Raw genomic sequence first — 25,054 nt, 5'->3', positions numbered from 1 at the left:
CCAGTTCACGTCCACACCTCCTTCCGAGTGGCGATCCTAGCCACCCGGTCCTAGCGGAAACTCAGAACGTCGTTCCCCCATGCCGCACGCAGCTGGCGGTCGGCGTCCTCGACCACCAGGTCACGCTTGTCGAGCAACAGCGTGGCCCGGTCCTCGTCGCGGTAGCGCCGCCAGTGCGGCTCCCCCGCAGGGCCGGTGGGCTCACCGGTCGCCGCGAAGTTGAGCCACCGGGTGCGGATGCGCTCCGACAGCGCGGCGCCGGCCTTGAGGCCGCCCAGTTTGAACGTCGGATCCTTCGGTCCCGCAACGAGATTTCCCCATACATACGGCAGTTCGGTGGCGTGCGCAGCGCCTAGTCTCAGCAGGCGCAGCATGGGCGTCGCCCAGTCGAACCGGTAGGTGTACACCGGTGCGGCCTTCGCATGGCCCTCGGCGAACCAGATCGTCGGCATCCGGAAGCCGATGTCGCGGGCGACGCCCATTCCAGGCGTCTTCCCGCGGCCCCTGTAAGCCGAACCGAGATCGGCTTCGCTGGGCAGCTGCAGGCCGGGTTGCTCGGCGGCGATCCCGTCGAACATGGCCTTGATGGCAGGCGGCGTGATGGGCATCAACGGTGACTTCATGAAGCGGAACAGTGCCGCCTCGTGCTTGTTGGTGCCGATGATCAGCGGCACCGGATGCGTGCCGCCCGCCCTGGCGACGGCGACGGGATAGTCGGGCACCACGTCGCCGTCGACGATCGGCGCGTACGCCAGCGTTCCCGGTGTTCGCACCGGCATCTCGTCGAACAGTCGCTTGGAGGCGGCCAGCAGTTCGCTCATCGGCGCGGCAGGCAGGCGGTCCACGTCGTCGGCACCCACGCCAAGTGTGTCCAGGAACTCCTGGGCGATCCGGTGGGAGCGACTGGCGTCGTAGACCGACGTCGCGGGCGAACTCTGGGCGATGGCCGCCGAGAACAGACCGGCCGCCGCCGGGCTGGCCAGCAGCGTCGTCACGATGCCCCCGCCCGCCGACTCGCCGAACAGCGTTACCCGCGCGGGATCTCCTCCGAACGCGGCGATGTTGTCCCGCACCCACCGCAGGGCGAACAGCACGTCGCGGAGGCCCAGGTTGCTCTCGAAGCGGGTGCGGTCGGTGCTGAACGACGACAGGTCCAGGAATCCGAACGCCCCGAGCCGGTAGTTCACCGTCACGATGACGGCGTCGCCGCCGCTGGCCAGCGCGCGCCCGCGGTACAGCGACTGTGCCGACGACCCGAGGACGTACGCGCCACCGTGCACCCACACCATCACGGGCTTGCCGTCACCGGCCTCGGTGTTCGACGACGCCCACACGTTCAGCGTCAGCGAGTCGTCGCCCTGGGGCGCACCGAGGTCGAGCGTGATCCGTGGGTCGGTCGGCTGCGCGCAGGCCGGCCCGACCCTGGTGGCATCGGCGACGTCGGTCCAACTCTCGGGCGGCCGAGGGGCACGCCACCGCAGCTCGCCGACGGGTGGCGCCGCGTATCGAACTCCCCTCCACGACTTGACCCTTCCGTCGTCGACACCGCGGACGCGTCCGTACGCGGTGTCGACGATCGGCGCGTCGACCGATCGACCGGTGCTCGGTTCCGCCGTCACCGCTGGTTGCCCCTCGCGCCCACCCGATCCGCATCCGAGAAGCCCGGCGCCGCCATTCCGGGGGCCACGCGCCGCTGCCGGGACACGTAGCCGGTCGTCGACGCCAACGCCGAGGCCACGCCCGCGTCGCTCGCGTCGTAGGTCATCGTCCTGTCGACCGCGAACCCCATCCGGGCGCCGACCGCGACGGCGTCCATGTTGGCCCCGAGGAACACGAAGTACCAGGAGTACTCGCTCTCCTGGCGCTTGATGGCCGCGCCGACGGCCTCGTGGGTCCACTCGATGCTCGAGTTCTCGTGACCGTCGGTCATGACCACGACGATCACGTGACCGGGACGCTCGGCCTCGGGCCGCGCCGCCAGCGCGGCGCCCACGTCGGTGATCAGCCGACCGACGCCGTCGTACAGCGCGGTGGCGCCGCGGGGCTGCAACCGAAGACGTGGCACGTCGGCGATCGGGCGGTCCGCGTAGACCACCTCGTACTCCGTGTCGAACTGCGCGAGCGTGACTCTGGCCTCCCCCGGCTCCTTGGCCTGCTCGGCGATGAATGCGTTGAATCCACCCTCGGTATCGGCCTTGATGCTTTCCATCGAACCGGAGCGGTCGAGGAGTACGGCAATCAGCGTGCGCTGGGAATCCGTCACGGAAACTCCTTCAGATGTGGCTGCAACAAACGTGATCACCAGGCTACTCGCGCCAGCAAACGATCCACCCCCTCCGCCGAGTGGCCAGTTATACGACGCCTCAGCGCCGAAACCGGCACATAACTGGCCACTCGCGGGCGGCAGCTAGGTTGATCCGGTGCGAAAGTGGGTGCTGCTGGCCTCGGCCATCGTCAGCGAGGTCGCGGCCACGCTGTCGCTGCGGGCATCCCAGGACCACGCAGCCTGGATCGTGGCGGTCGTCGCCGGGTACGCGGTCGCCTTCACCCTGCTGACCCTGGTGCTACGCGAGGGCGTCCCGGTCGGCGTCACGTACGGCATCTGGGGTGCGACGGGCACGGCGCTGACGGCGGTGTTGGCCGCGGTGATCTTCCGCGACCCGTTCACCTGGCCCATCGCGCTGGGCATCGCCCTCATCATCGCCGGGGTGCTTTTCATCGAATTCGGTTCGCGGCCAACGGATCTCACGTCGTGATGTGGTTGGTGCTGGCCATCGCGATCGGCGTCGAAGTCTTCGCGACGCTGGGTCTGCGCGCTTCGGACGGCTTCCGCAAGAGGGCGTGGATCGTCCCGGTCGTGCTGGGCTACCTGGCGTCGTTCTACCTGTTGTGGCTGACGTTGGCGCTTGGCATGCCCGTCGGCATCGCGTACGGCGTGTGGACGGCGTGCGGCGTCGCCCTCGTCGCGGTGATCGCCCGCTACCTGTTCGGCGACCCGCTGACCTTCAAGATGCTGATCGGCATCGCGCTGATCATCGGTGGCGTCCTCACGATCGAGTTGGCGGGCGTCGTCCACTGAGCACCCCGGCCGCGGCGACGATGGCCAGCCCGGCGACGGGCACGATGAGCAGGCCGACGCGCAGGCTCGTCGCGTCGGCGATCATGCCGACGATCGGTGGTGCGCCGACGAAGCCGACGCGCATCAGCCACGCCAACGCCGCGAGTCCGGTGCCCGGCTTCAAGCCCGGCAACCGATCGGCGCCGTGCATGGCCGCCGGAATGACGGTCGCGGCGCCCAGACCGGCTGCGGCGAAGCCCGCGATGGTCCCCGGCACGCTCGGGAAGGCCAGCGCCAGCCCCATGCCCGCCGCGACGAGCAGGCCACCGCCACGGGCCATCGCGCGTTCGCCGAAGCGGTCGACCATGCGGTCGCCAAAGATCCGCCCGATGAACTGGAAGCTCAGCAGCGCGACGTAGCCGAGCGCCGCGACGGCACCCGCCGCGCCCAGCCCGCTGCCCAGGTACAGGGCGGCCCAGGAACTGCCGGCGTCCTCGACCACCGCGCCCGCGGTCGCGATGAGCACCAGCAGGAGCAACGCGCCGTACACCCGTCTGCCCGGCCTGCCCGCCTTCGACGCGACCGCCGGGTGCTCGGGCTGGTCGGGCCCCTTCAACAGGAACGGATAGGCGGCGACGGCCACGCCGGTGAACACCGCAGCGCTGACACCGAGGTGGATCGCGATCGGAACGCGCAGGGCAATCGCCGCGGCAGCCATGCCTGCGCCGAGCACCGCGCCCACCGACCACACGGCGTGCAGCGAGTTGATGATCGACCGGCTGTAGACCCGTTGCACCCGGAGTCCGTGCGCGTTCTGCGCGACGTCGGTAACCGCGTCGCAGGCCCCGCCGGCGAACAGCAGGGCGGCCAGCACCACGGGCGTCGTCGACGATCCCGCCGCGAACACCAACAGGGCGATGCCGGTGGTGCAGAGCAACGCGGTGCGCGCCGAGGTGAGCCGACGGACGATCGCTCCCGCGGCCAGCCCGGCGAACAGCGCCCCGACGGGGAAGGCGGCAACGACGATGCCGTAGGCGGTGTTCGACAGCGCGAGTTCGGTCTTCAGTTCGGGGAACCGCGGCACCAGGTTCGCGAAGATGGCTCCGTTGGTGAGAAACATCGCCGCCACGGCGACGCGGGCCCGGCTGTTGCGTCGCGCAACGTCGCCTGTGAGCACTGAGCAGACGATACCGCCACGCGCGGCCGCCCCTTTCCCGGCAAGATCAACCCCATGACTGAACTGGCCGGCTCGTTGGTCGAACTCTCCCGCCGCTACGGCGTGGCGGCCACCTACGACGACTGGATGGGAGGTCACCGGGTGGTCGCGGAGTCGACGCTGGTCTCGGTGCTGGCGGCGCTCGGCGTTGCGGCGGCCACCGAGGACGAGCGCCAGGCGTCGTTGTTCGCCCACGATCGCGACCACTGGCGTCGCACCCTGCCCCCGACCGTCGTCACGCGGACGGGTCGGTCGACGTCGTTCTGGGTGCACGTCACCCACGGCGATCCCGTCGGTGGGTGGATCCGCCTCGAGGACGGCACGGTGCGCACCGGTCTGCGTCAGCTGGAGAACAACCGGGCGCCGTACGAGGTCGACGGCCGGTCGGTCGGCGAGGCCACGTTCGAGCTGCCCGCCGACCTGCCCGTCGGTTACCACCGTTTGCGCGTCAACGCCGGCGGTGTGGACGCCGACGCCGCGCTCATCGTCTCCCCCGCCGCGGTGAAGCTGCCCGCCTCGCTCGGCGGTGGACGCACCTGGGGTCTGGCCACCCAGCTGTACAGCGTTCGCTCCGAAAGGTCTTGGGGCATTGGCGACTTGACCGATCTGACCGATCTCGCGGTGTGGTCGGCGGCGCAGTACGGCGCGGGCTTCATCCTGGTGAACCCGCTGCACGCGGCCGCTCCCACCGCACCGATGGAACCGTCGCCGTACCTGCCGACGTCGCGCCGGTTCGTCAACCCGATGTACCTGCGGGTCGAGGCGATCCCGGAGTTCGCCTACGTCGGGGACCGCGGCGAGCTGCGCAAGGCGCGTTCGGTCGCCCAGGCCCGAGCGAAGAAGTCCAAGCTCATCGACCGCGACTCGGTGTGGAAGATCAAGCGCGCTGCGCTGAAGGCGATCTACCGCGTCAAGCGCTCCGCGGGCCGCGAGCTCGCCTATGCCGCCTACCGAAGGCGGGAGGGGCGCAGCCTCGACGACTTCGCGATCTGGTGCGCGCTCGCCGAGAGGTACGGCAACGACTGGCACCGGTGGCCCGAGGAGCTTCGGCACCCGGCCGGTGACGCGGTGGCGGCCTTCGCCGCGAAGCGCGCCGACACCGTCGACTTCCACCGGTGGCTGCAGTGGCAGCTCGACGACCAACTCACCGGCGCGCAAGCCACCGCGATTCAGGCGGGCATGTCACTGGGTGTCATGCACGATCTGGCGGTCGGGGTCGACCCCAACGGCGCTGATGCGTGGGCGTTGCAGGACGCGCTGGCCCTCGGCGTCAGCGTGGGCGCGCCGCCCGACGAGTACAACCAGCTGGGTCAGGACTGGTCGCAACCGCCGTGGCGTCCCGACCAGTTGATCGAACGGGGTTACGAGCCGTTCCGCGCGCTCGTCAACGCCGTCATGCGGCGTGCGGGCGGGATCCGCATCGACCACATCATCGGACTGTTCCGGTTGTGGTGGATCCCCAACGGCGCCGCACCGACCGAGGGCACGTACGTCCGCTACGACCACGAGGCGCTGATCGGCATCGTCGCGCTGGAGGCGCACCGGGCGGGCGCGGTCGTCGTCGGCGAGGACCTGGGCACCGTCGAACCGTGGGCCCGCGACTACCTCGCCGAGCGCGGGCTGCTCGGCACCTCCATCCTGTGGTTCGAGCTGGATCGCGACGGCGACGGCGGCCCGCTGCCCGCGCGTCGGTGGCGGGAGTACTGCCTGTCGTCGGTCACGACCCATGATCTGCCGCCGACGGCGGGGTACCTGGCGGGCGAGCACGTGCGCATCCGGGAGGAGTTGGGGCTGCTGACCCGCCCGGCCAGCGAGGAGCTGGCGGAGGACAGGGCCGAGCAGGACGCGTGGCTCGCCGCGCTGCGCGCCGCCGAGCTGCTCGGCGACGATCCGAGCGTTCAGGAGATCGTCAGCGCACTGTACGGATACCTGGGTCGGACGCCGTCCCGGCTGCTCGCGCTGGCGCTTCCTGATGCGGTGGGCGACGTGCGGGCCCAGAATCAACCTGGGACGACGAACGAGTATCCGAACTGGCGGGTCAAGCTGGCCGGCCCGGACGGCAGGGAACTGCTGGTGGAGGACGTGTTCGCCGACCCCAGGGCGGCCGCCCTGGCCACCGTGATGCGCGCGCAGGTAACACTCGCACGCGAGTGACCGAAGTTTCTCAAGAGGCTGAACTGCGCTATGTTCGCAACGCACCGCGACACACGGAGGGCACGTGAAGAAGATTCTTGGGCTGGGAGCTGCAGCGCTCTTCGTTCCTGCCGCCATCGCTTCGGCGGCCTTGTTCAGCCCCGGCGTGGCCGTATCGGACCCCGGCAGCACGAATGCGCTGAACGTCGTCGGTGAGCCATACTTCCGCGCGGTGAGCATTCTGAAGAGCCAGGGCGTCCGGGCCACCTTCGGCGGCTCGTTCGGCAGTGACCTGCCGCAGTCGCAGTGCATCGTCAGCCAGCAGAAGATCAATTCCAGCAAGAAGATGATCTTGATGCTGGACTGCACGGAGGCTGCCGGTCAGGAGGCGGCAGCAAACGCCCCCGCCCGCCCCGGTTCCGGCGTGGCCCCCGGTGCGCCAGCGCCTGCACCGGGAAATGGTCAGGGTACGTACGGTGGCCCCATCGGGGTTCCCGTCCCCGTCGGCTAACACTTCGACTACCCGGTACCTGCGTTCCCACTCAAGTCGCGGAATCCAGTAGACTCCCTTCCCGACACACGGCGATGAGGGGACAGACAGCAATGTTGCGACCCCAGCGTTTCCACACCGAGATCGACCCGGGCCCGGTGCAGATCCAGGCCCGCCGGGTGCACTTCGACGTCGACGACATCCCACTGCACTGGATCCCCGATCACCCCGTGGCATCCAACGTCGTCAGCCTGCTGAACGTCGTGCTGCCCGCAGCCGAGCGCTGGTTCGTCGCCGCCCACAACGAGGCGCTGCCGCTGGTGAAGGATCCGAAGCTGGCCGAGGACATGCGCGGGTTCATCGGCCAGGAAGCCACCCACGCCGACGTGCACGACAAGGTGCTCCACGAGTACCTGCTGAACCACGGCGTCGACGTCAAGCCGATCCTCGACCAGATCGAGTACGTCTTCGACAAGATGCTGGCGCCCGACCCGTCGATCACCGACCCCAAGCGCAAGCTGAACCACCTCTGCGACCGGCTGTGGCTGATCGCCGCCATCGAGCACTACACCGCCGTGCTCGGGGACTTCTCGCTCAACTGCGCATGGGACGACCACGCGGCCAACCCGACGATGGTGGACCTGTTCCGCTGGCACGGCAGTGAAGAGGTCGAGCATCGGATGGTGGCGCATGACGTCGCGATGTACTTCCACGACAGCTACGTCGACCGCATCCGGGCCATGATCATGGCCGTCGTCTTCATGTTCACGTTCTTCCAGCGCGGCGCCTGGTACCTGGCCAAGAACGATCCCTCGCTCGCCGTGGGCTGGTGGCGGATGCAGCGCCTGCGGATGCAGGACTCCAAGCTGGGGCTGCTGCCTCGGTACCGAAAGTTGTTCGGCTCCAACACGTTCATGTACTTTCGCCCGGGGTTCTCGCCGGAGCAGATGGGGTCGACGGCCCAGGCCGTCGCGTACCTGGCCAGCTCCCCCGCGGCCCGCGCCGCGCATCTTTGATGTTCGAGCGCTTCCGTCAGGCGCCGCCGAGCGCGTCGGGGCGGTCTCGCCACGACCTGTCGCTCGGCATCGCCGACACCTTGGTCACCGGGCTGTTCAACCTGTCCGGCGCGGTCCGGAACATGGCGCCGCTGCCCGGCGTCGACCGCGGCTTTCCGCTCGTCGTGGCGGACCGCCGGATCGTCGCCCACGATCAGGACGTCATCGCGTTGACGCTCACCGGGCCGGACGGTGGCGCACTCCCGCGCTGGCACCCCGGCGCCCACCTCGACGTGCACCTGCCCAGCGGCCGGGTGCGGCAGTACTCACTGTGCGGTGACCCCGGTGTCACCGACTCCTACCGAATCGCGGTGCGCCGCATCCCCGATGGCGGCGGAGGGTCCATCGAGGTGCACGACGCGTTGGGCGTCGGCGCGACGATCACCACCAGCGGGCCGCGCAACGCGTTCCCGTTGACCGTGCCGGGCTACGGCTCACCCGCCCAGCGCTTTCGGTTCATCGCCGGCGGCATCGGCATCACGCCGATCCTGCCGATGCTGGCGCAAGCGCAGCGCCTCGGTTTGCCGTGGTCGATGGTCTACGCGGGCCGCAGTCGCGACACGCTGCCGTTCCTGGAGGAGCTGGCGCGCTTCGGCGACCACATCGAGATCCGCACCGACGACGAAGCCGGGCTGCCGACGGCGGCCGATCTGCTTGGGGACTGTCCCGACGGCACGACGGTGTATGCGTGCGGGCCGGCGCCGGTGCTGACGGCACTGCGGGCAGCGCTGGCGGGGTGTGACGACGTCGAGCTGCACTTCGAACGCTTCGCCGCACCCCCGGTCGTCGACGGCACCGCGTTCTCGGCATCGGTGGCCTCGACCGGTCGGGCGATTCGGGTCGGCGCCGACGAGACGCTGTTGACGGCGCTGAATCGCGACGCCGTGCACGCGCCGTACTCGTGTCAGCAGGGCTTCTGCGGGACGTGCCGCACGCGGGTGCTGGCGGGCGACGTCGAGCACCGCGACACGCTGCTCACCGACCCCGAACGCGACGCCGGGATGATGCTGATCTGCGTCTCCCGCGCTCTGCACGACGCCGACCTGATCCTCGACCTCTGAGCATTTCGTCCGGACTACTATTCGCCCATGCGGTTGAACGAGGGGTCGACCTTTGCGGGCTACACCATCGTCCGCCGCCTCGGTTCGGGCGGCATGGGCGAGGTCTACCTGGTCGAACACCCGCGACTGCCTCGCCGGGACCCGCTGAAGGTCCTGCGCCCCGAGGTGTCGGCGGACGGCGAGTACCGCGAGCGGTTCAACCGTGAAGCCGACGTCGCCGCATCCCTGTGGCATCCGCACATCGTCGGCGTGCACGACAGGGGCGAGTCCGAGGGCCGGCTGTAGATCGACATGGACTACGTCGACGGCACCGACGCGGCGCGCCTGCTCCACGAACGGTTCCGCGACGGGATGCCGGCCGTGGAGGTCGCCGACATCGTCACCGCGGTCGCCGACGCGCTCGACTATGCCCATCAGCGCCTCCTGCTGCATCGCGACGTCAAACCCGCCAACATCCTGATCGCCAACCCCGGCACGCCGGAGAGACGAATCCTACTGGCGGACTTCGGTATTGCCCGCTGGGTCGACGATCCCAGCGGGCTGACGGCGACGAACATGACCGTTGGCACGGTGTCCTACGCAGCGCCCGAACAGCTGATGGTCGGTCAGCTGGACGCGCGCGCCGACCAGTACGCGTTGGCCGCGTCGGCGTTTCACCTGCTGACGGGCGCCCCGCCGTTCCAGCACTCGAATCCGGCGATCGGTGACCGGCGGCCCGACCTGGCGTCGCTGGACCCGGTGTTCGCCAAGGCGCTGGCCAAGGATCCCAAGGACAGGTATGAGCGGTGTGCGGACTTCGCCCGTGCGCTGCGGCACCGCCTCGGCGGCGAGGACTCCGGGGAGACGCGGCTGTCCGCGCCCGTGGCGGTGCCCGGCCCGGAGCGACGGTCACCGCTGCGCGCGGGCGTGCTGGTGCCCGCGGTACTGGCCGTAATGCTGGTCGCGGCAGTCGGATTCGGGCTCATCGAGTTGACCCGGGCCGACGACGAGCGCGCCGCGCCGCCCGCCGCGACTACGACGACCGCGACCACGTCTCAAGTCATCCCACTGCCGCCGCCCCCGGAACCTCCGCCGTCACCTACCGACACGACCACGACCACCGTCGCGCCGCCGCCTGCGGCGGTCATCGGCGCGGACTGCTCCCCGGCGGGCAGCACGGCCACGACGGCCGATGGCACGACGGCGTACTGCTCCACGCTGCAGGGCAGCAGCGCGACCATCTGGTCGTTGACCCAGGGCGACGTGCCGAGCCCGACGGTGACCATCGACCCGACGGAGACGCCGCTGCCCGTCGAGCAGGAGACACCGGTACGGGTGTGCATGCAACAGACGGGTCAGACCCGGCGGGAGTGCCGCGAGGACATCCGGCGGAGCAACGGGCTGCCGTGACGTTGCACTGGGCCGACAGGCTTGCGGTGGCCGACCTGGTGCATCTGTACGCCGCGGCGGTCGACGACCGTCGCTTTGCCGATGCGATCGAATTATTCACCGAGACAGCGGAATTGCGTCTACCCGATCCGCCACGCGAGCTGGAGGCGGTCATCGTCAAGCGCGGTCGGCCCGGCGTCGGCGAGGCGATGGAGGCGCTGCGCGCCGTGGACCGTACCGAGCATGCGATCGTCGGCGAGGTGTACGCCGCCGCGCCCGAGCAGGGCTATGCGCTGGGCCGCATCACGTGCGTCGCACACCACTGGACGCGGTCCGCCGAACAGGTGACGGACGTGGTGTGGCACTTGCGCTACGACGACGAGTATCTGCGGACTCCCGCGGGCTGGCGCATCCACGGCCGCAGGCTGACGATCAATGCTGTCGAGACGCGCCCCGTCAGGCGCCTTCGAGATGAGCGATGAGGGCGTCGAGCAGCGGCCGCTGACCCTTCAGCAGTTTCACCTGAGCCTCGGCGACGGAAAGCCAAGCCAATCGGTCGATTTCGGGAAACTCCTTGAACTTGCCGGACCCCTTCGGCCACTCCAGCTCGAAGGTGTTACTCACGCTGTCGGTGACGTCGAGGTCGGCCTCGACGGCGAACGCGGTGACGATCTTGCCGCCGGACTGCTTCACGGGAGGCAGCGCGATCCGCGGTCCGTCGGGCACGGGAAGGCCGATCTCCTCGACGAACTCTCGTTGCGCGGCTACCCACGGATCTTCGTCATCGGTGTACTCGCCCTTGGGAATCGACCACGCAGCCTCGTCCTTGCGCGCCCAGAACGGGCCGCCTGGGTGGCCGATCAGGACCTCGACTCCGTCGGCGCCCCCTCGGTACAACAGCAGCCCGGCGCTCGTCCGTGGCACTACCACTCCTTGAGCACGCGCAGCTTGTTGGCCTTGAGAACGGCGTCGCGTCGCAGCCGCTTCAATTCCTGGTGAAAGGCGTTGGTGTCCTGGAGATTGAGGGGAAGCACGAGGTTGGCGGTCAGTTCGTCCTCGAAGATCCACGGCTCGGGCCGAACCACCCACGACACCAGGGCGTTCTCGGCCATCCACTGGTTGAGCACGGCTTCGCCGCCTGCCAGGGTGATCTGCTTGCCCGAGCCGACGCGGCGCAGTTCGAGGCCGAGCTTGGAGGCCAGCAGCACGCCGAGTGTCTTTCGCAGCGACGAGCCGTCGGCATTGCCGCGTGCACCGCCGAAGTGATAGCGGATCCGCTTGTGCAGATCCTGGCTCACCGGCCGCTTCCCGTTTGCGGGCGGCGGCGTCGGGCTGATCCCGACGTGCAGCAACGTCAAGCCGTCCCGCACTTCACAGCCCGTGGTGTCGACGGCCGCGGGCACCGCACGGAACCACCAGCCGTAGGCGCCCGGTGCGTGCGGGACGGGGCTCGGCTCGGTGAACACTTGCTCGCGCGTAAATCGCTGCGCGTCAAGAAAACCCGCGACGGTGTTCGAGTTTGGGGCGTCAGGCATACTTCAGCCTCCCACAACCGGTCCCCATGACCCGCTCTCGAACCCGATATCACCGGTGATGTCGAATTTCGTGGACGGTCAGGGGTGAGGGAGGTGCAACATGAGACGTTGTGACGATGAACGACGGCGCATGATGGCAGAGCCGTCGTCGAAGGTTCGCTCCGTCGTCTCGCTCAACATCTTGCACGGTGGCGGAACGCGAGCAGACGCGCTCACCGAGCGACTGCTGAATTACGAGGCCGATGCACTCGTCGTCACGGAGTTCCGAGCGAGCCGTATCGGCGAGCGTCTCCTCGCGCGACTCGAGGACGCGGGCTATGTGACGTCACATCCTGACAGTTGGTCTCCAGATTCGGTGCTCATCACCTCGCGCACGTCAATCGATCGATCCTGGGCTTTCAACGATGAACTCGATGCACGCCGTCTCTGGTGTGCAGACATCGGCTGGATCGTTGTCTGCGGCGTGGTCATGCCAAGCGGACAAGCCAAGCTACCGTTTTGGAACTCCCTGGTCGTGAGGGACCCTGCAGTGGGATCGACCTGTTCATTGGCGACTTCAACACGGGCAGTGGCGAATTGGACAAAGAGTCCCAAACCTATCGATTCCCGGGCGGGGACCAGTGGCGGTCGATGCACCCCGGTGTTCGGTGTTCGCGAGTACTCCTACGTCAGCAACACCGACAACGGTTTCCGCGTCGACCATGCGTTTGCTGCGCCCGAGTTGGCTCAACGCGTGACTGCATGCGAGTTCGACCACGCACCAAGGCTTCTGGGCGAGACCGATCATTCGGCGCTGATCGTTCGCGTCACGACGCTTGCTCCGTCATCGGTTCGGGGAACGCATGGTAGTCGCGCGTGATGATGGTTGCGCGCATTGGGTCGGATCTGGTACGAGGTGGCCTCGCCGATGTGCTCGGTCAGGCCCGTGCGGCAACGACGAGGCAAGGCGGCGCACCGGAACAATGGATACGTCACCGACGCATCACCCAACTGCGATGCTCAATTTCCTACGGCCAAGGGGTGAACAGGCCTACGATTTTGACTCGAAGCCCAATGGCGACGGCGCCCCAACCGGGTGCCAGTCAGGAGGGGGATTTTCGCATGCGAGGGTCAAGCAAGACCAAAAGCCCTGTGGCAAGAACGCATTCGAAGCTCAGCCGTCAGCTTCAGCCTGAGGGCGACGCACTGTTCTGAACCGGTCGCTTCAACCGGAGCGATTCCCTCGCCGCACGCGGTATCGGAGGATGACATGGGCGCGACACCAACCCTGCAGAAGGCGCTGAGTCAGCGACAGTTGACGATGATCGCGATCGGCGGCGTCATCGGCGCGGGCCTCTTCGTTGGCTCCGGCGTGGTCATCGGCGATACCGGGCCGGGAGCATTCATCACATACGCCCTGGCCGGCGTCCTGATCATCATGGTCATGCGCATGCTCGCCGAGATGGCCGTCGCCAACCCGTCGACCGGCTCGTTCGCCGACTATGCGCGCACCGCCATGGGCAACTGGGCCGGCTTCTCAGTCGGCTGGCTGTACTGGTACTTCTGGGTGATCGTCGTCGGCTTCGAGGCGATCGCCGGTGCGAAGGTCATTCAGTACTGGATCGACATCCCGCTGTGGTTGTCCGCGCTGGTGCTGATGGTTCTGATGACGGCGACGAACCTGTTCTCGGTGTCATCGTTCGGCGAGTTCGAGTTCTGGTTCGCGGGCATCAAGGTCGCGGCCATCATCGGCTTCATCGGGCTGGGCGGGCTCTACGTGCTGGGAGTGTGGCCGAACAAGTCGCTGGACTTCTCGAATTTGTACAGCCATGGCGGCTTCTTTCCGTTCGGGGCCATGGCGGTGACGGTCGGCGTCGTCACGGTGATCTTCTCGATGGTCGGCGCCGAGATCGCCACCATCGCGGCAGCAGAGTCATCAGATCCGGAGCGGGCGGTCGCGAAGGCCGCGAACTCGGTGATCCTGCGGATCGCGGTGTTCTTCGTCGGCTCGGCGTTCCTGTTGGTGACGATCCTGCCGTGGAACGACGACGGGGTGGCCGCATCGCCCTTCGTTGCGGCGTTTACCGAGATGGGAATTCCGTACGCAGACCACATCATGAACGCCGTCGTGTTGACGGCCGTGCTCAGCTGTCTGAATTCCGGGATGTACACCGCGTCGCGCATGCTCTTCGTCCTCGCCGCGCGTCGTGAGGCACCGGCGCAACTGGTCAACGTGACCCGTCGCGGAGTGCCGACCGCCGCGATCCTTACGTCCTCGGTCATCGGCTTCCTGTGCGTGATCGCTGCGGCGGTGTCACCGGACACCATCTTCGCGTTCCTGCTCAACTCCAGCGGCGCGATCATCCTCTTCGTCTATCTGCTCATCGCCATCTCGCAGATCATGCTGCGCTATCGCACCCCGGACTCCGAGCTGAAGGTGAAGATGTGGCTTTTCCCGGCGGTCTCCATCATCACGGCCGTCGCGATCTTCGCGATCCTGGTGCAGATGGGTCTGCAGGCGGACGTCCGATCGCAATTGGTGCTGAGCCTCATGTCGTGGGCGGTCGTCATCCTGGTGTATTTCGCGAACCGGTGGTTCATCAATAGGCGTCCCGAGCTCGCGGGCGCCGCCGCGACGGACCCACCGCACCGCGTGCTGGTGCTGGCGAATCAGACCGTCGAGTCCCAGGAGCTCCTCGACGAGTTGCGTCGCATCGACGCCGACAAGTCGGCCACCTACTTCGTGGTCGTGCCCGCCAGCCCGATCGAGGCGGGAACCGCCGCTTCGCACGGTCCCCTCGATCTTCGGGAGGCGACGCTGAAGGTCGCCCAGCAGCGACTCGACGGCACATTGACGACCCTTCGTTCGGATAACCTCGATGCCGACGGCGAGATCGGGGACACTCGGCCGTTGCGCGCGTTGGCCAGCGCCGTGACGTCGTTCCATCCAGATCAGATAGTCATCTCGACGCTGCCGCCCGAAGACTCCGTATGGCATCGCTTCGACGTCGTGGACCGCGCCCGTGCCGAGTACGACGTACCGGTCACGCACGTCGTGGCTTCTCCGGTACGGGTCTGAGAGATCAGCTCGATGACCATCATCGCGGGATTCAGCTCCAGCCGCCAAGGCAGCGCACCGCTGAACCTGGCTGCCCAGGTGGCACGCACCACGGGCGAGAGGGTGATCGCCGCGGCAATCGTCGAGCGGGCTTTTCCGCCGCGCGACGACCCCGTCGAGACGGAGTATCTGCGGTACGTCTCGGCGCAGGCGCAGAAGTCGCTCGAGCGGGTGGTCGAACTGTTGCCGGACGATCTCGACATCCCGGTCGTCGTCAACCAATCGACCTCCATTCCCGTGGGTTTGATCGAACTCGTCGCAGCTCACGACGCAAGCCTCGTCGTGGTCGGATCGTCGTCGTCGGGGCTGTTGGGCCGCGTCGGGCTGGGCAGTGTCACCGAGCGCCTCGTCCATACCGCGGCGGTGCCGGTCGCGATCGCGCCGCGTGGTTACTCGCCGGGATCCGGCCCGGTGCGCAGGGTCACCGTCGCCTATGGCGACGAGGCGGACGCCAACGGCCTGATCCCCGCGGCCGCGGAAGTGGCCAAGAAGTGGTCAGCGTCATTGCGGATCGTGTCGTTCACGGTGCGACCGGTCCGCATGTTCGGCGGGTCGATCGAACCCTCCGCCGAGGACCTGGTCGTGCAACAGTGGTCGCGACGGACGTTCGACGATATCGTCAAGCAGCTCAACGCCGTTCGCGAACGGATCCCGGTTCCCGATGTAGACGTGCTGGTTGGCAGCGGTCGCGACTGGCGCGAGGCGGTGGAAGCGGTCCCGTGGGAGGCCGGCGACATCCTCTTGATGGGTTCGGGAACGGCGGGGCCGGTCGCCAGGGTGTTCCTCGGCTCCGTTGCCTCGAAGATCCTGCGGCACGCTCCCGTCCCGGTAATGATCGTTCCGCGGCATCGGTCGGTGGCGTAGCCAACGGCCCGCGCCCGCGCTGCCAGTCAAGTTGGCGCCCGCGCGGCTTTCCCGGATGCTGGAGGAGTGACGGATCCGGGGCCGCTCCGAGGATGGGACCCGTTCCGTCCGTTGGACCTGCTGGCCAACACCGGGGTGGCCGCCGCGTACAAGACGATGTTCGTCACGTTGCGGCAGCTGGTCGTGGGCAGGCGCCTGTCGATCCGCGTCGGCTCACCCCAAGCTGGCACTTTGGTCCTCACCGTGACCCGCTTCAGCTGGCGGCTGGACCTCAAGGGGCTGGCGTCGGGCAGCCATCACGACGTCCGTCTGGAGGCCAAGGACATCTCCTGGCGGGACTACGAGTTCGACCGGGCGCAGGTCACCCTGCACAACCTGCACTTCCGCGGGAACCTTCGGCCGACGGAGCTGATCGCCGCACCCGTCGAGCTGACGGTCGAGCTGCCCGCCCCGGCCCTGGACGACATGTTCCGGTGGGCGGCGCCGCGGTTGGCCGGTGAGGTGGGTCCCGACGGGATCGCCCGCCTGCACTTCGCCAGGCGCCGGGGCAGTGGCCACGTGGAGGTCGACGCCCGCCTGGACGGCTCGACGCTGTGGGTCACCCCGCGTGCCGTCGTGCGGCGCAGGCGGTGGAGTCTGCCCGCCCGCACCCCGTCGTACCGGGTTCGCGTACCCGAGCTGCCGCATGGCCTTCAACTGACGTCGATCGACTTCGCCCCGGGGATCGTCCGGCTCACCGGCACCCTGCCCGAGTGGCGTGCCGACATGCCGCGCACCCGCCTCGAGGACGTCATCGGCCAGCTCAGCGCGGTCGGCAGGCCGCTGAGCCTGATCTGGTCGAGCGCTGCCGACACACGGCGTTGAGCGCGCCGCTAGAGTGCCCTCGTGGCGGACGAGTCATACTTCCGATACGTCGCTGTTGGCGACAGCCAGACCGAGGGTCTCTGGGACGGCGACGACACCTCCGGCGTCAGGGGCTTCGCCGACCGGCTGGCGGCCCGGCTCGAGGAACTGCATCCCGGCGTCATGTACGCGAACCTCGCCGTGCGCGGGCGCCGCATTCGCGACGTCCTGGACAACCAACTGCCCGCGGCCGTCGCGATGCAGCCCGACCTGATCACCAGCTGCATCGGCATGAACGACGTCACCCGGCCCGGCAAGACCTTCGCCACCGCGCTCGAGGACATCGACCTGCTGCACGACCGGCTCGCCGAGACCGGCGCCACCGTCGTCACGACCACGTTCCCAGACCTGGAGCGGATCCTGCCGGTGGGGCGCGTACTCGGGACCCGGGTGGTGCAGATCAACGCGGTGATCCGGGGGGCGGCGGCCCGGCACGGCTTCCGGCTCGTCGACCTCTACGCGGCGGAGTCAATGGGCGATCCGGACGTCTGGAGCCCCGACCGCGTGCACGGCTCACCCGCCGGGCACGAGCTCTTCGCCGCCGCAGCCGCGGAGGCGCTGGAACTGCCTGGCGGCAACCATGATTGGGCTGTGTCGAAACCGGACGCGGACGTGCCGGGCTTCCGGTCGCGGATGTATTCGCAGGCGTTGTGGACGCAGAATCTGCTGATGCCGTGGATTTGGCGGCACCTGCGCGGGCTGTCCAGCGGCAACGGACGCGATCCGAAGCGTCCGCGGCTGGAGCCCGTGGCGGTCGACTTAGAAGCCGAAACCGCCGAGTAGTCCCAGCGGAATCGGGGACTCGCCGTTGCCCAGCGAGGTCATCACGCTCGGGCAGAAGGCGGAGATCGCCAGCCCGGTGAACATGGTCGCGGGTCCGAGCGACATGCCGCCCATGTCGGCGACCGTCGCGGCGGCGTCGGCCATGTCCTGACCCGGCTGCGACAGCATCGGGCACACCGACTGTCCGAGCGCCACAGCCTGGCCGGGATCGCCCATTCCGATGCCCGCGGTGCCCAGCGAATCGACGAAGTCGGTGATGGGGTCCGCCGACGCGGGCGCCGAGGCCATCACGGCGGCGCAGAGGGCACCGGCGGCCACGACGGCGATTCGGGTGGTGATTGATTTGCTGCTCACGCCGACGAGAGTACAGCGAATCGGCGTGATCGGCCCAATCAGATGCCGGTCCACACCTCGTCGATCTGGCTGCCGATGTCGATGACCTTGGCCTTCGCGGACTCGGGGCTGTCGATCTCACCGGCGACGTGTTGGGAGATGAACCGCTTGATCTCGGCGTCGACGCCGCCCACGATGCGCACCAACTCGGCGCGCAGCGTCGTCGACGTTATGTGGATCGAGATGTCCGACGGGCGGGGCTTCTCGACGTCGAGGACCAACGCCAGCTCGTGAACGGCTACCGCGGTGGCCTTCAGGGCGATCTCGCCGAAGACCTTGAAGCGCGGCTTGTCGATGCGCAGGTCGATGACCAGTTCGATCTCCAACGGGATCCGGATGTCGAAGGTGATGAGTTCGCCGAGTCTCCGCGTCACGGCCGGGTCTTGAACCTTCACCTTCGCGGTGACCTTGGCGATCTTGCCCGGCCCCTGGGCCATCGGGCCCATCGAGAACTCTTCGCCCGCGATCTGCCCGATCGCCGCGCCGACGCGCTCCTCCGTCACCGCGAGCTCGAAGAACCTGCGGCCGAATTCCTCGTACGTCATGGTGTCGTAGTCAGACATGGTCCAATCACCTTGTCACGTCCACTGGTCGTCGGCGAACACCCTCACCGCACGGATTCGCGTCGGTCGTGTCTCGATGTCGCCGAACAGCATCAACCGATGGTCGTCGCGGTGCACCCTCGCGACGACGGAGTGCCCGGCGCGGATCATCCCGTCCCAGCGCGCGCCGTGCAGCAGCGCGACCAGTTCGGACGTGCCGACGTGCTCGACGTCTCCCTTGGTGACGTGCCCGGCGTCGCCCAGCCGTCGCTTGACCGCGACCTGGTCGCCTGCGCAGGCGTCGTCGAGAAGGCCGGCCAGGTGCCGCTTGCCGCGACTGGTCGCGCCGGCGAAACCGGACAGGAACCCGGCCGTCCCCGTCGCCCCCTGGTTGCGCAGCAGCGCCCGAGACAGCCGAAGACCTGCGGGTACGGCGCCGACGCTGCTGCGGGCGAATTGCCACATCATCGCCGGAAGTTCCCAAAACGCCTGCAGGCGGGCAATCCTCAACGAGTCGTCGAGGTCGTACCGCAGGAAGGCGGGGATCAGCATCGTCACCGACGAACCCATCCGCACCTCCAGGGTCAGATCGCGAATGACCGTCGACCCGGAGACGACGTCGTGGCCGCGGTGGAACGTGATGTCCCTGGGCCCGATGAAGGTGTCGTAGAAGCGTTCGATCTGTGCGCGCCCGCGGTGGGGTCGCGAGCCCACCGGATCCTCGATGCGCCCGTCGGAGGCGAAGAGCCCGACCCAGCCCTCGCGGTGGTGGGCGCCCGCGGCCCGGGGCGAGCGTTCGACGGCGGCGAGCATCTCGGCCTGGGTGGCGGGCATACCTCATCACTTACCACTCCGTCCGCTCCCGGGGGAACGTCGTGGCGAACTTCGCCGTGGACCTGCACACTGGTGGGACGCGCCGTCGGGTCTCGAGTCGGCGCAGATGAGGAGCCCGTCATGAGCCAGAATCCGTTCGGAATCGACCCCGAGGACTTCGACCGCGTGATGCGTGAGGCGGGCGACGGCCTGCGGGATGCACTCGGCCGGTTGGGCAAGCAGGCGGGCTGGTCGACGCTTCTCGACGAGTTCACCAGGGGCACCCGTCCCAAGACCGAGCCCGAGACCGCGGGCGAGACGGGCGACGGCGTGTGGTCGATCTACACGGTCGACGACGCGGGCGGCGCCCACATCGAAGAGGTCTACCCGACGGAGCTGGACGCGTTGCGCGCCAACAAGAACAACACCGATGCCGGCCGCAAGGTGCGGTTCCTGCCGTACGGCATCGCGGTCAGCGTCCTCGACAGTGAGTGACGCGCGGTAGCGCCTCGATCGAAACCACTCGCCTCCTCGGCGATACCCGTTAGGCTTTGCCGCAACGTCGCTGGAGCCGCCCCGGCGGCGACCGTGTTCGAGGAGGCACATCATCATGATTCGCGAACTGACGGTCGCTGCGGCGATCGCCGGGGCAGCCATCGCACTGGCGCCGTCGGCTGTGGCCGACCCGGGTCCGATGTTCCCCGACGACCCCAGCCACTACGACACGTCCGCCACCGACGTGCCCGGCATGAACTTCCACGCCGCCCTGGGCGCGCCGTGCGACGACTATCAGCTGTTCACCTTCGGTCGCAGCCGTGGCGGCTCGACGGTGGTGTGCCACTACATCCCGAACCAGTGGCCGCCGGTCTACACCGGGTTCTGGGTGTCGTCGTACCCGCTGAAGGGTGTCCAGGAGATCGGTGCGCCATGCGACGGTCCCAAGGGCGCGGCTCAGGCACCGGACGGTCGCCCGATGGTGTGCCAGGGCGCGCAGGGCTGGCAGCCGGGCACCTTGACCGGAGCCGGTTTCTTCCCCGGCTGATCGACCGACTTCAGACCATACGGGCAGCACGCCCCTGTATGGTCATGTCTCATGGATAGTGGGACTAACTTCAACCTGTCCGACGTCTTCGGCACCGTGGCCAAGGCGATCCCCGATCAGACGTTCCTGGTCTGGCGGGGCCGCCGGCTCTCTTACGCCGACGTCGACCGCCGAGTCGAGGGCTTCGGCAACTACCTGGCGTCGGTCGGCCTCGGCTGCCACACCGAACGCGACGCGCTGGCGGGCCACGAGTCCGGTCAGGACCACCTCGGCATCTACCTGCGCAACGGCAACGAGTACCTCGAGGCGATGATCGGCTCGTACCGGGCCCGCGTCGCGCCGTTCAACGTCAGCTACCGCTACGTCGAGGACGAGCTGCTCTACCTGCTCACCGACTCCGAGTCCAATGCGCTGGTCTACCCGGCCGAGTTCGCGCCGCGGGTGGCCGCGATCCGCGACCGCCTGCCGCACCTGCGGGTGCTGATCCAGGTCGCCGACCACTCCGGCCACGAACTGCTGCCCGGCGCCGTCGACTACGAGACCATCCTCGCCACCCCGACACCGGCCGCGGGCCTGCCGACGCCGTCCGGCGACGACCTCTACGTCCTCTACACCGGCGGCACGACCGGCATGCCGAAGGGCGTGCTGTGGCGTCAGCACGACATCTTCCTGTCGTCGATGGGCGGGCGGCCGTGGGGCAGCGACCAGCCGCTGGCCTCCTACGACGAGCTCGCCGAGAAGGCCCGCGCATCGGCCGGTGCGATGTCGATGATGATGATCCCGCCGTTCATGCACGGCGCCGCCCAATGGGCCGCCTTCAACGCCGTCACCATGGGCGGCCGGATCGTCATCCCCAACGACGTCGAACGGATGCAGCCCGCCGAGGTGCTGCGGCTGGCTGCCGAGGAGAAGGTGCTGAGCCTGCCGGTGGTCGGCGACGCGATCGCCCGCCCGCTGCTCGACGAGATCGAGACCGGCGACTACGACCTGTCCGGTTTGTTCACCATCACCAACGGCGGTGCCCCGCTGTCCCCGACGGTGCGCGAACGCATTCTCAAGGCGCTGCCGCACCTGATGTTGCTCGACGCGGTCGGCGCGTCGGAGTCCGGCGCGCAGATGAGCACCGCGACGACGGCGGGCGCCGAGACGCAGGCGGCCACGTTCACCCCGCAGTCCGACACCGCCGTCGTTTCCGCAGAGCTCGACCGGGTGTTGCAACCGGGTGAGGGGCGAGGCTGGCTGGCGCGTCGCGACCTCATCCCGCTGGGGTATCTGGGTGACGAGGCGAAGACGGCCAAGACGTTCCCAACGATCGGCGGGGTGCGCTGGTCGGTGCCGGGCGACCGGGCGAACGTGTTGTCCGACGGGCGGATTCAGTTGCTCGGTCGCGACTCGGTGACCATCAACTCCGGTGGCGAGAAGATCTTCGTCGAGGAGGTCGAGCGGGCGATCGCCGCGCACCCCAGCGTGTACGACGTCGTGGTGGTGGGCCGGCCGTCGGAGCGATGGGGCAGCGAGGTGGTCGCCGTGGTGCAGTTCGCGGACGGAGCCGACGCCACCGACGAGGAGCTCGTCGAGGTGTGCCGGACGTCGATCGCGCGTTACAAGATTCCGAAGGCGTTCATCAGGACGCCGAAGGTGGTGCGCTCCCCCGCGGGCAAGGCGGACTACCGCTGGGCCAAGGACGTGGCGACCGAGGGCGTCAGGTCGGAGTAGGCGGCGTGCAGGCTGGTCCGGCCGCGGAAGGACTCGGTCGGGCCGACGGGCTCCGACAGGCCGAGTGCCGCCAGGGCGTGTCGCTTGAAGACGCGGGCGGCGGCGCTGAGTTCGTGCTCGACGGGATCCAGGTCGCGCTCGATGCCTTCGGGCCGGGAGTGGCCCCAGATCAGGACGTCGCCGACGCCCCGCTTCATGGCGCGCAGGACGTCCGTTCGCAGTTCGGGGTCGGCGTTCACGGCGTCGGCGGAGGCGGCGAGCGCCACGGACCGTGCAGGTGCGGTGGCGTCGTCGTCGGGTTCCCGTGGTTCCGTGTCGACGCCGAGGATGTGCAGAGGGCGCGGGTCGCCGCCGCCGGTGACCACGACGTTGACGTCCCAGCCTGCCATCGACCGGTCGAAGAGCCAGCCGCCGGCCGATCGCACCAGGTCGGCGACGTCGGACGCGGTGACGTCGAGCTGGTACTTGCCCAGCCCGCCCGTGTTGGTCTTGGTGCCGGTGCCAAACGTCCGTGCGCTCATCGCATTCCACCTCTGGGGCTGATCATGTGGGGTTCGTCGAGCCTATCGCGCGATCAGCCTCGAGCGTGACAGTTCGCGAGCGATCTGTAAAGCAACGATTTGGTCGCCACCCGCTCCGGTCGCCCGATTGTCGCTCGCCGACTTCTGCCGATCGCCGCTCAGCGCGGGCTGAACTACTTGGCCAGGGTGAACTGGCAGAGGTTGGTGTAGCGCTTGTGGAAGAGGTCGGCGCAGCCGGTCAGGTACTTCATGTACCGCTCGTAGACCTCCTCGGACTGCAGCGCAATTGCCTCGTCGCGCCTGGCCTCCAACGCCGCCGACCAGATGTCGAGGGTCTTGGCGTAGTGCTTGCCGAGTCTGTGGATCCTGTCGATGGTGAAGCCCGACTCGGCGCAGAACTTCTCGACCTCGGCGATGACGGGGATCTGGCCGCCGGGGAAGATCTCGTCGCTGATGAACTTGGTGAACCGCATCAGTGACATGGTCACCGGAAGGTTCAGTTCCTCGCGTTCCTCGGGGCCGGCGCGGGTGATGGTGTGCAGCAGCATGATGCCGTCGTCGGGCATCGCCTGGTGTGCCATATCGAAGAAGCGCCCGTACCGGTCGTACCCGAAGTGCTCGAACGCGCCGATGGACACGATGCGGTCGACGGAGCCGTCGAACTCCTCCCACCCCATCAGCTCGACGCGGCGACTGCGCTCACTCGGCAGGTCGGCGAGCAGCCTCTCGACGTGCGCGGCCTGGTTGCGGCTCAGCGTCAGGCCGACCACGTTGACGTCGTACTTCTCGACGGCGCGCTTCATGGTGGCGCCCCACCCGCAGCCGATGTCCAGCAGCGTCATGCCGGGCTCGAGGTTGAGTTTGCCCAGGGAGAGGTCGATCTTGGCAAGCTGCGCCTCGTGCAGCGACATGTCGTCGCGCTCGAAGTAGGCGCAGCTATAGGTCTGGGTTTCGTCGAGGAACAGCCGGAAGAAGTCGTCGGACAAGTCGTAATGGGCTTGGATGTCGTCGAAATGCGGCTTCAGGTTCCGCGTTACGTCCTTCGCGCTCACAGGCGCCTCCTCATCATCTGCGCCACGTGGGCGTCACTCATGGCACGGCGGCCGCAGCAATGTTAAGCAGGGTAGCTGCGGACGCCCTGCAAACATGCCCCCGCCGCCCTCACAGGAAACATCGACGGATGCCGGCGAGCATTTCGGCGTGTGCCCTGACGGCTTCCCTCGCGGTCATGGCGGCCAGTGGTCGCGGGGCCTCGATCGTCAACCGCTCGGTGAGGCGCGTACCGCCGTCTACCTGGTCGAACGACACCGTCCCGAACAGCCGGACCCGGGGACATTGCCGCGCCTCGATGAGGACGTCGCCGCTGTTCGGAACGTGGACCCGGGCGGTGTAGGTGACCCCCAGATTCACGGGTCCGAAGGGGATGCGGTCACGAACTCGATAGATCTGCGTGTGCGAGTCGGCGGTCTGGTCGCGGCGGATCGTGTGCACCGAGACGACGAGCGGGTGCAGCTTCGTGATGTTGTGCAGATCGCAATAGAAGTCGCGGACCTCGGCGGGCGGGGCGGGCACCTCGTCGGACACGACGTGCTCGCTGCGGGTGAGCCACCAACTGCCGCTTCGCGCCACGACGCAAACTTACCCGTTGGCGAAGTCCCCAACGGTAGGTTGACGCCATGGCGGCGGACAGGCAGGCCGGCGAGGGCGCGTTGTCCGGCCGGGCGGTGATCGTGACGGGTACGGCGCAGGGCGTCGGCAAGGGCATCGCCGCCGCACTTCTGGAACGCGGCGCGTCTGTGCTGCTGGTCGACCGCGATGCCGACGTGTTCGCGGCTAACGTCGACGAATTCGGTTCTGCGGGTTGGGTTTCCGAGTCTCTGGTGGCCGACCTGCGTGACCCAAACAGTCCCGGGTTGATCGTCGACGCGGCGCTGAGCAGGTTCGGCAAGGTGGATGCGTTGGTGAACAACGCGATCGCCACCAATGAGCCAAAGGCGTTGGTGGACATCACGACCGAGGACTACGACCTGGTGTTCGACGTCGGTCCGCGGGCGACGTTCCTCCTCATGCAGGCGGTGCACCCCGCGATGAAGGCGGCCGGTGAGGGCGTGATCGTCAACCTCGGGTCTGGTTCGGGAACGGGCGGGCAGTCTCGATTCGCGGCCTACGGCGCCGCCAAGGAGGCCATCCGCGGGATGTCGAAGGCCGCGGCAGTGGAGTGGGGCCGCGACAACATCAGGGTCAACGTGATCTGCCCCTTCGCCGACTCCCCCGGCGTGCAGTTCTGGCAGGACGTAGCACCCAAGGACTTCGACCGCGCGCTTCGCGCGGTACCGCTGCGACGGGTGGGTCGTACGCGTGAGGACATCGGGTCGGTCGTGGCGTTTCTGGTGAGTGACGACGGCGGGTTCATCACCGGCCAGACCATCATGGTCGACGGCGGTATGGGTGTTTTCCGCTGATG

Annotated in this window: 27 protein-coding genes and 1 pseudogene; 17 read left to right on the top strand and 11 right to left on the bottom strand. The window is 68.3% G+C overall.

From position 1 onward, the window contains the following. Window positions 1–50: 50 nt before the first annotated feature. Window positions 51–1,619, bottom strand: coding sequence for a carboxylesterase/lipase family protein (locus VET27_RS21910; RefSeq protein WP_526521717.1), 1,569 nt, complete (start codon window positions 1,617–1,619; stop codon window positions 51–53). Then, window positions 1,616–2,263, bottom strand: a complete 648-nt coding sequence (locus VET27_RS21905) for a vWA domain-containing protein (RefSeq protein ID WP_526521716.1) — start codon at window positions 2,261–2,263, stop codon at window positions 1,616–1,618. Before VET27_RS21905 ends, VET27_RS21910 begins: the two co-directional genes overlap by 4 nt. A gap of 157 nt (window positions 2,264–2,420) precedes the next feature. Here VET27_RS21905 and VET27_RS21900 point away from each other — a divergent pair, with 157 nt between their 5' ends. Together VET27_RS21900 and VET27_RS21895 are read left to right on the top strand one after the other, a co-directional pair. Continuing rightward, a complete protein-coding gene (locus VET27_RS21900; protein WP_526521715.1) occupies window positions 2,421–2,756 on the top strand; it encodes a DMT family transporter in 336 nt (111 codons plus the stop codon). Next, window positions 2,756–3,079 carry a DMT family transporter gene (locus VET27_RS21895; protein ID WP_526521775.1) on the top strand — a complete coding sequence of 108 codons (324 nt, stop codon included), beginning with the start codon at window positions 2,756–2,758 and terminating at the stop codon, window positions 3,077–3,079. Before VET27_RS21900 ends, VET27_RS21895 begins: the two co-directional genes overlap by 1 nt. On the opposite strand, the gene VET27_RS21890 is transcribed toward VET27_RS21895, so the two are convergent. Then, on the bottom strand, window positions 3,048–4,178 hold the full coding sequence (locus tag VET27_RS21890; protein ID WP_526521774.1) for an MFS transporter: 1,131 nt from the start codon (window positions 4,176–4,178) through the stop codon (window positions 3,048–3,050). The genes VET27_RS21895 and VET27_RS21890 overlap by 32 nt on opposite strands. Before the next feature lie 111 nt (window positions 4,179–4,289). Here VET27_RS21890 and malQ point away from each other — a divergent pair, with 111 nt between their 5' ends. From malQ to VET27_RS21860, 6 genes and pseudogenes are all read left to right on the top strand, one after another. Beyond that, the gene (malQ, locus tag VET27_RS21885; protein ID WP_526521714.1) at window positions 4,290–6,428 is read left to right on the top strand and encodes a 4-alpha-glucanotransferase; all 2,139 of its coding nucleotides are present in this window, start codon (window positions 4,290–4,292) and stop codon (window positions 6,426–6,428) included. Between the two features lie 64 nt (window positions 6,429–6,492). Then, window positions 6,493–6,918, top strand: a complete 426-nt coding sequence (locus VET27_RS21880) for a hypothetical protein (protein WP_526521713.1) — start codon at window positions 6,493–6,495, stop codon at window positions 6,916–6,918. A 92-nt stretch (window positions 6,919–7,010) separates the two neighbouring features. Beyond that, entirely contained in the window at window positions 7,011–7,913 is a 903-nt protein-coding gene (locus VET27_RS21875) for a metal-dependent hydrolase (protein WP_526521712.1), read from the top strand. Continuing rightward, on the top strand, window positions 7,913–9,013 hold the full coding sequence (locus VET27_RS21870; protein ID WP_526521711.1) for a PDR/VanB family oxidoreductase: 1,101 nt from the start codon (window positions 7,913–7,915) through the stop codon (window positions 9,011–9,013). The genes VET27_RS21875 and VET27_RS21870 overlap by 1 nt, the downstream gene beginning before the upstream one ends. 27 nt (window positions 9,014–9,040) lie before the next feature. Further along, window positions 9,041–10,402, top strand: a pseudogene (locus VET27_RS21865) (serine/threonine-protein kinase). Further along, a complete protein-coding gene (locus tag VET27_RS21860) occupies window positions 10,399–10,863 on the top strand; it encodes a nuclear transport factor 2 family protein (RefSeq protein ID WP_526521710.1) in 465 nt (154 codons plus the stop codon). Before VET27_RS21865 ends, VET27_RS21860 begins: the two are co-directional and overlap by 4 nt. On the opposite strand, the gene VET27_RS21855 is transcribed toward VET27_RS21860, so the two are convergent. Then, window positions 10,838–11,305, bottom strand: coding sequence for an NUDIX hydrolase (locus tag VET27_RS21855; RefSeq protein ID WP_526521709.1), 468 nt, complete (start codon window positions 11,303–11,305; stop codon window positions 10,838–10,840). The two genes, VET27_RS21860 and VET27_RS21855, sit on opposite strands and share 26 nt — an antisense overlap. After that, on the bottom strand, window positions 11,305–11,916 hold the full coding sequence (locus VET27_RS21850) for a GIY-YIG nuclease family protein (protein WP_526521708.1): 612 nt from the start codon (window positions 11,914–11,916) through the stop codon (window positions 11,305–11,307). The genes VET27_RS21855 and VET27_RS21850 overlap by 1 nt, the downstream gene beginning before the upstream one ends. Before the next feature lie 130 nt (window positions 11,917–12,046). On the opposite strand from VET27_RS21850, the gene VET27_RS21845 reads away from it, so the two are divergent. The 5 genes from VET27_RS21845 to VET27_RS21825 all read left to right on the top strand — a co-directional run bounded on the left by VET27_RS21845 (window position 12,047) and on the right by VET27_RS21825 (window position 17,563). Then, the gene (locus tag VET27_RS21845) at window positions 12,047–12,775 is read left to right on the top strand and encodes an endonuclease/exonuclease/phosphatase family protein (protein ID WP_526521707.1); all 729 of its coding nucleotides are present in this window, start codon (window positions 12,047–12,049) and stop codon (window positions 12,773–12,775) included. A gap of 390 nt (window positions 12,776–13,165) precedes the next feature. After that, the gene (locus VET27_RS21840) at window positions 13,166–14,974 is read left to right on the top strand and encodes an amino acid permease (protein ID WP_526521706.1); all 1,809 of its coding nucleotides are present in this window, start codon (window positions 13,166–13,168) and stop codon (window positions 14,972–14,974) included. A 12-nt stretch (window positions 14,975–14,986) separates the two neighbouring features. Next, on the top strand, window positions 14,987–15,877 hold the full coding sequence (locus VET27_RS21835; protein ID WP_526521705.1) for a universal stress protein: 891 nt from the start codon (window positions 14,987–14,989) through the stop codon (window positions 15,875–15,877). Between the two features lie 66 nt (window positions 15,878–15,943). Beyond that, window positions 15,944–16,741, top strand: a complete 798-nt coding sequence (locus VET27_RS21830) for a hypothetical protein (protein WP_526521704.1) — start codon at window positions 15,944–15,946, stop codon at window positions 16,739–16,741. Between the two features lie 21 nt (window positions 16,742–16,762). Continuing rightward, complete coding sequence (locus tag VET27_RS21825) at window positions 16,763–17,563, top strand: SGNH/GDSL hydrolase family protein (RefSeq protein WP_526521703.1); 801 nt, start codon at window positions 16,763–16,765, stop codon at window positions 17,561–17,563. On the opposite strand, the gene VET27_RS21820 is transcribed toward VET27_RS21825, so the two are convergent. From VET27_RS21820 to VET27_RS21810, 3 genes are read right to left on the bottom strand one after another with little or no spacing between them, the layout of a single operon-like run. After that, the gene (locus VET27_RS21820; protein ID WP_526521702.1) at window positions 17,540–17,917 is read right to left on the bottom strand and encodes a DUF732 domain-containing protein; all 378 of its coding nucleotides are present in this window, start codon (window positions 17,915–17,917) and stop codon (window positions 17,540–17,542) included. The two genes, VET27_RS21825 and VET27_RS21820, sit on opposite strands and share 24 nt — an antisense overlap. Window positions 17,918–17,955: 38 nt before the next feature. Then, the gene (locus VET27_RS21815; RefSeq protein WP_526521701.1) at window positions 17,956–18,519 is read right to left on the bottom strand and encodes a hypothetical protein; all 564 of its coding nucleotides are present in this window, start codon (window positions 18,517–18,519) and stop codon (window positions 17,956–17,958) included. A gap of 15 nt (window positions 18,520–18,534) precedes the next feature. Next, window positions 18,535–19,332 (bottom strand): nuclear transport factor 2 family protein, encoded by a 798-nt coding sequence (locus tag VET27_RS21810; protein ID WP_526521700.1) that lies wholly within the window; start codon window positions 19,330–19,332, stop codon window positions 18,535–18,537. 120 nt (window positions 19,333–19,452) lie between these two features. Between VET27_RS21810 and VET27_RS21805 the strand changes: the two genes are divergently transcribed. The 3 genes from VET27_RS21805 (at window position 19,453) to VET27_RS21795 (ending at window position 22,069) form a co-directional block, all read left to right on the top strand. Next, window positions 19,453–19,806: an Rv0313 family protein gene (locus tag VET27_RS21805; RefSeq protein WP_526521699.1), complete on the top strand. Its 354-nt coding sequence runs from the start codon at window positions 19,453–19,455 to the stop codon at window positions 19,804–19,806. Window positions 19,807–19,921: 115 nt separating this feature from the next. Next, the gene (locus tag VET27_RS21800; protein WP_526521698.1) at window positions 19,922–20,353 is read left to right on the top strand and encodes a hypothetical protein; all 432 of its coding nucleotides are present in this window, start codon (window positions 19,922–19,924) and stop codon (window positions 20,351–20,353) included. A 51-nt stretch (window positions 20,354–20,404) separates the two neighbouring features. Continuing rightward, window positions 20,405–22,069 carry an acyl-CoA synthetase gene (locus VET27_RS21795; protein WP_526521697.1) on the top strand — a complete coding sequence of 555 codons (1,665 nt, stop codon included), beginning with the start codon at window positions 20,405–20,407 and terminating at the stop codon, window positions 22,067–22,069. Here the strand turns inward: VET27_RS21795 and VET27_RS21790 are convergent. The 3 genes from VET27_RS21790 to VET27_RS21780 form a co-directional block, all read right to left on the bottom strand. Next, on the bottom strand, window positions 22,021–22,590 hold the full coding sequence (locus VET27_RS21790) for a hypothetical protein (protein WP_526521696.1): 570 nt from the start codon (window positions 22,588–22,590) through the stop codon (window positions 22,021–22,023). The two genes, VET27_RS21795 and VET27_RS21790, sit on opposite strands and share 49 nt — an antisense overlap. A gap of 173 nt (window positions 22,591–22,763) precedes the next feature. Then, the gene (locus tag VET27_RS21785; RefSeq protein WP_526521695.1) at window positions 22,764–23,642 is read right to left on the bottom strand and encodes a cyclopropane mycolic acid synthase family methyltransferase; all 879 of its coding nucleotides are present in this window, start codon (window positions 23,640–23,642) and stop codon (window positions 22,764–22,766) included. Window positions 23,643–23,751: 109 nt separating this feature from the next. After that, window positions 23,752–24,219 (bottom strand): SRPBCC family protein, encoded by a 468-nt coding sequence (locus tag VET27_RS21780; protein ID WP_526521694.1) that lies wholly within the window; start codon window positions 24,217–24,219, stop codon window positions 23,752–23,754. Between the two features lie 47 nt (window positions 24,220–24,266). Here VET27_RS21780 and VET27_RS21775 point away from each other — a divergent pair, with 47 nt between their 5' ends. Next, window positions 24,267–25,052, top strand: coding sequence for an SDR family NAD(P)-dependent oxidoreductase (locus VET27_RS21775; protein ID WP_526521693.1), 786 nt, complete (start codon window positions 24,267–24,269; stop codon window positions 25,050–25,052). The last annotated feature ends 2 nt before the right edge of the window (window positions 25,053–25,054 follow it).

This window comes from Mycobacterium sp. (genome assembly GCF_035633495.1).
Classification (GTDB): Bacteria; Actinomycetota; Actinomycetes; order Mycobacteriales; family Mycobacteriaceae; genus Mycobacterium.
This window is presented reverse-complemented; position numbering and strand designations above follow the sequence as displayed.

What these genes read in the sequence shown, in the direction of transcription:
- VET27_RS21895 (WP_526521775.1), top strand. Translation starts at nt 2,756, where the DNA reads ATGTGGTTGGTGCTGGCCATCGCGATCGGCGTCGAAGTCTTCGCGACG.
- VET27_RS21890 (WP_526521774.1), bottom strand. Translation starts at nt 4,178, where the DNA reads ATGTTTCTCACCAACGGAGCCATCTTCGCGAACCTGGTGCCGCGGTTC.
- malQ (WP_526521714.1), top strand. Translation starts at nt 4,290, where the DNA reads ATGACTGAACTGGCCGGCTCGTTGGTCGAACTCTCCCGCCGCTACGGC.
- VET27_RS21875 (WP_526521712.1), top strand. Translation starts at nt 7,011, where the DNA reads ATGTTGCGACCCCAGCGTTTCCACACCGAGATCGACCCGGGCCCGGTG.
- VET27_RS21870 (WP_526521711.1), top strand. Translation starts at nt 7,913, where the DNA reads ATGTTCGAGCGCTTCCGTCAGGCGCCGCCGAGCGCGTCGGGGCGGTCT.
- VET27_RS21850 (WP_526521708.1), bottom strand. Translation starts at nt 11,916, where the DNA reads ATGCCTGACGCCCCAAACTCGAACACCGTCGCGGGTTTTCTTGACGCG.
- VET27_RS21845 (WP_526521707.1), top strand. Translation starts at nt 12,047, where the DNA reads ATGATGGCAGAGCCGTCGTCGAAGGTTCGCTCCGTCGTCTCGCTCAAC.
- VET27_RS21840 (WP_526521706.1), top strand. Translation starts at nt 13,166, where the DNA reads ATGGGCGCGACACCAACCCTGCAGAAGGCGCTGAGTCAGCGACAGTTG.
- VET27_RS21835 (WP_526521705.1), top strand. Translation starts at nt 14,987, where the DNA reads ATGACCATCATCGCGGGATTCAGCTCCAGCCGCCAAGGCAGCGCACCG.
- VET27_RS21815 (WP_526521701.1), bottom strand. Translation starts at nt 18,519, where the DNA reads ATGTCTGACTACGACACCATGACGTACGAGGAATTCGGCCGCAGGTTC.
- VET27_RS21810 (WP_526521700.1), bottom strand. Translation starts at nt 19,332, where the DNA reads ATGCCCGCCACCCAGGCCGAGATGCTCGCCGCCGTCGAACGCTCGCCC.
- VET27_RS21805 (WP_526521699.1), top strand. Translation starts at nt 19,453, where the DNA reads ATGAGCCAGAATCCGTTCGGAATCGACCCCGAGGACTTCGACCGCGTG.
- VET27_RS21800 (WP_526521698.1), top strand. Translation starts at nt 19,922, where the DNA reads ATGATTCGCGAACTGACGGTCGCTGCGGCGATCGCCGGGGCAGCCATC.
- VET27_RS21795 (WP_526521697.1), top strand. Translation starts at nt 20,405, where the DNA reads ATGGATAGTGGGACTAACTTCAACCTGTCCGACGTCTTCGGCACCGTG.
- VET27_RS21790 (WP_526521696.1), bottom strand. Translation starts at nt 22,590, where the DNA reads ATGAGCGCACGGACGTTTGGCACCGGCACCAAGACCAACACGGGCGGG.
- VET27_RS21775 (WP_526521693.1), top strand. Translation starts at nt 24,267, where the DNA reads ATGGCGGCGGACAGGCAGGCCGGCGAGGGCGCGTTGTCCGGCCGGGCG.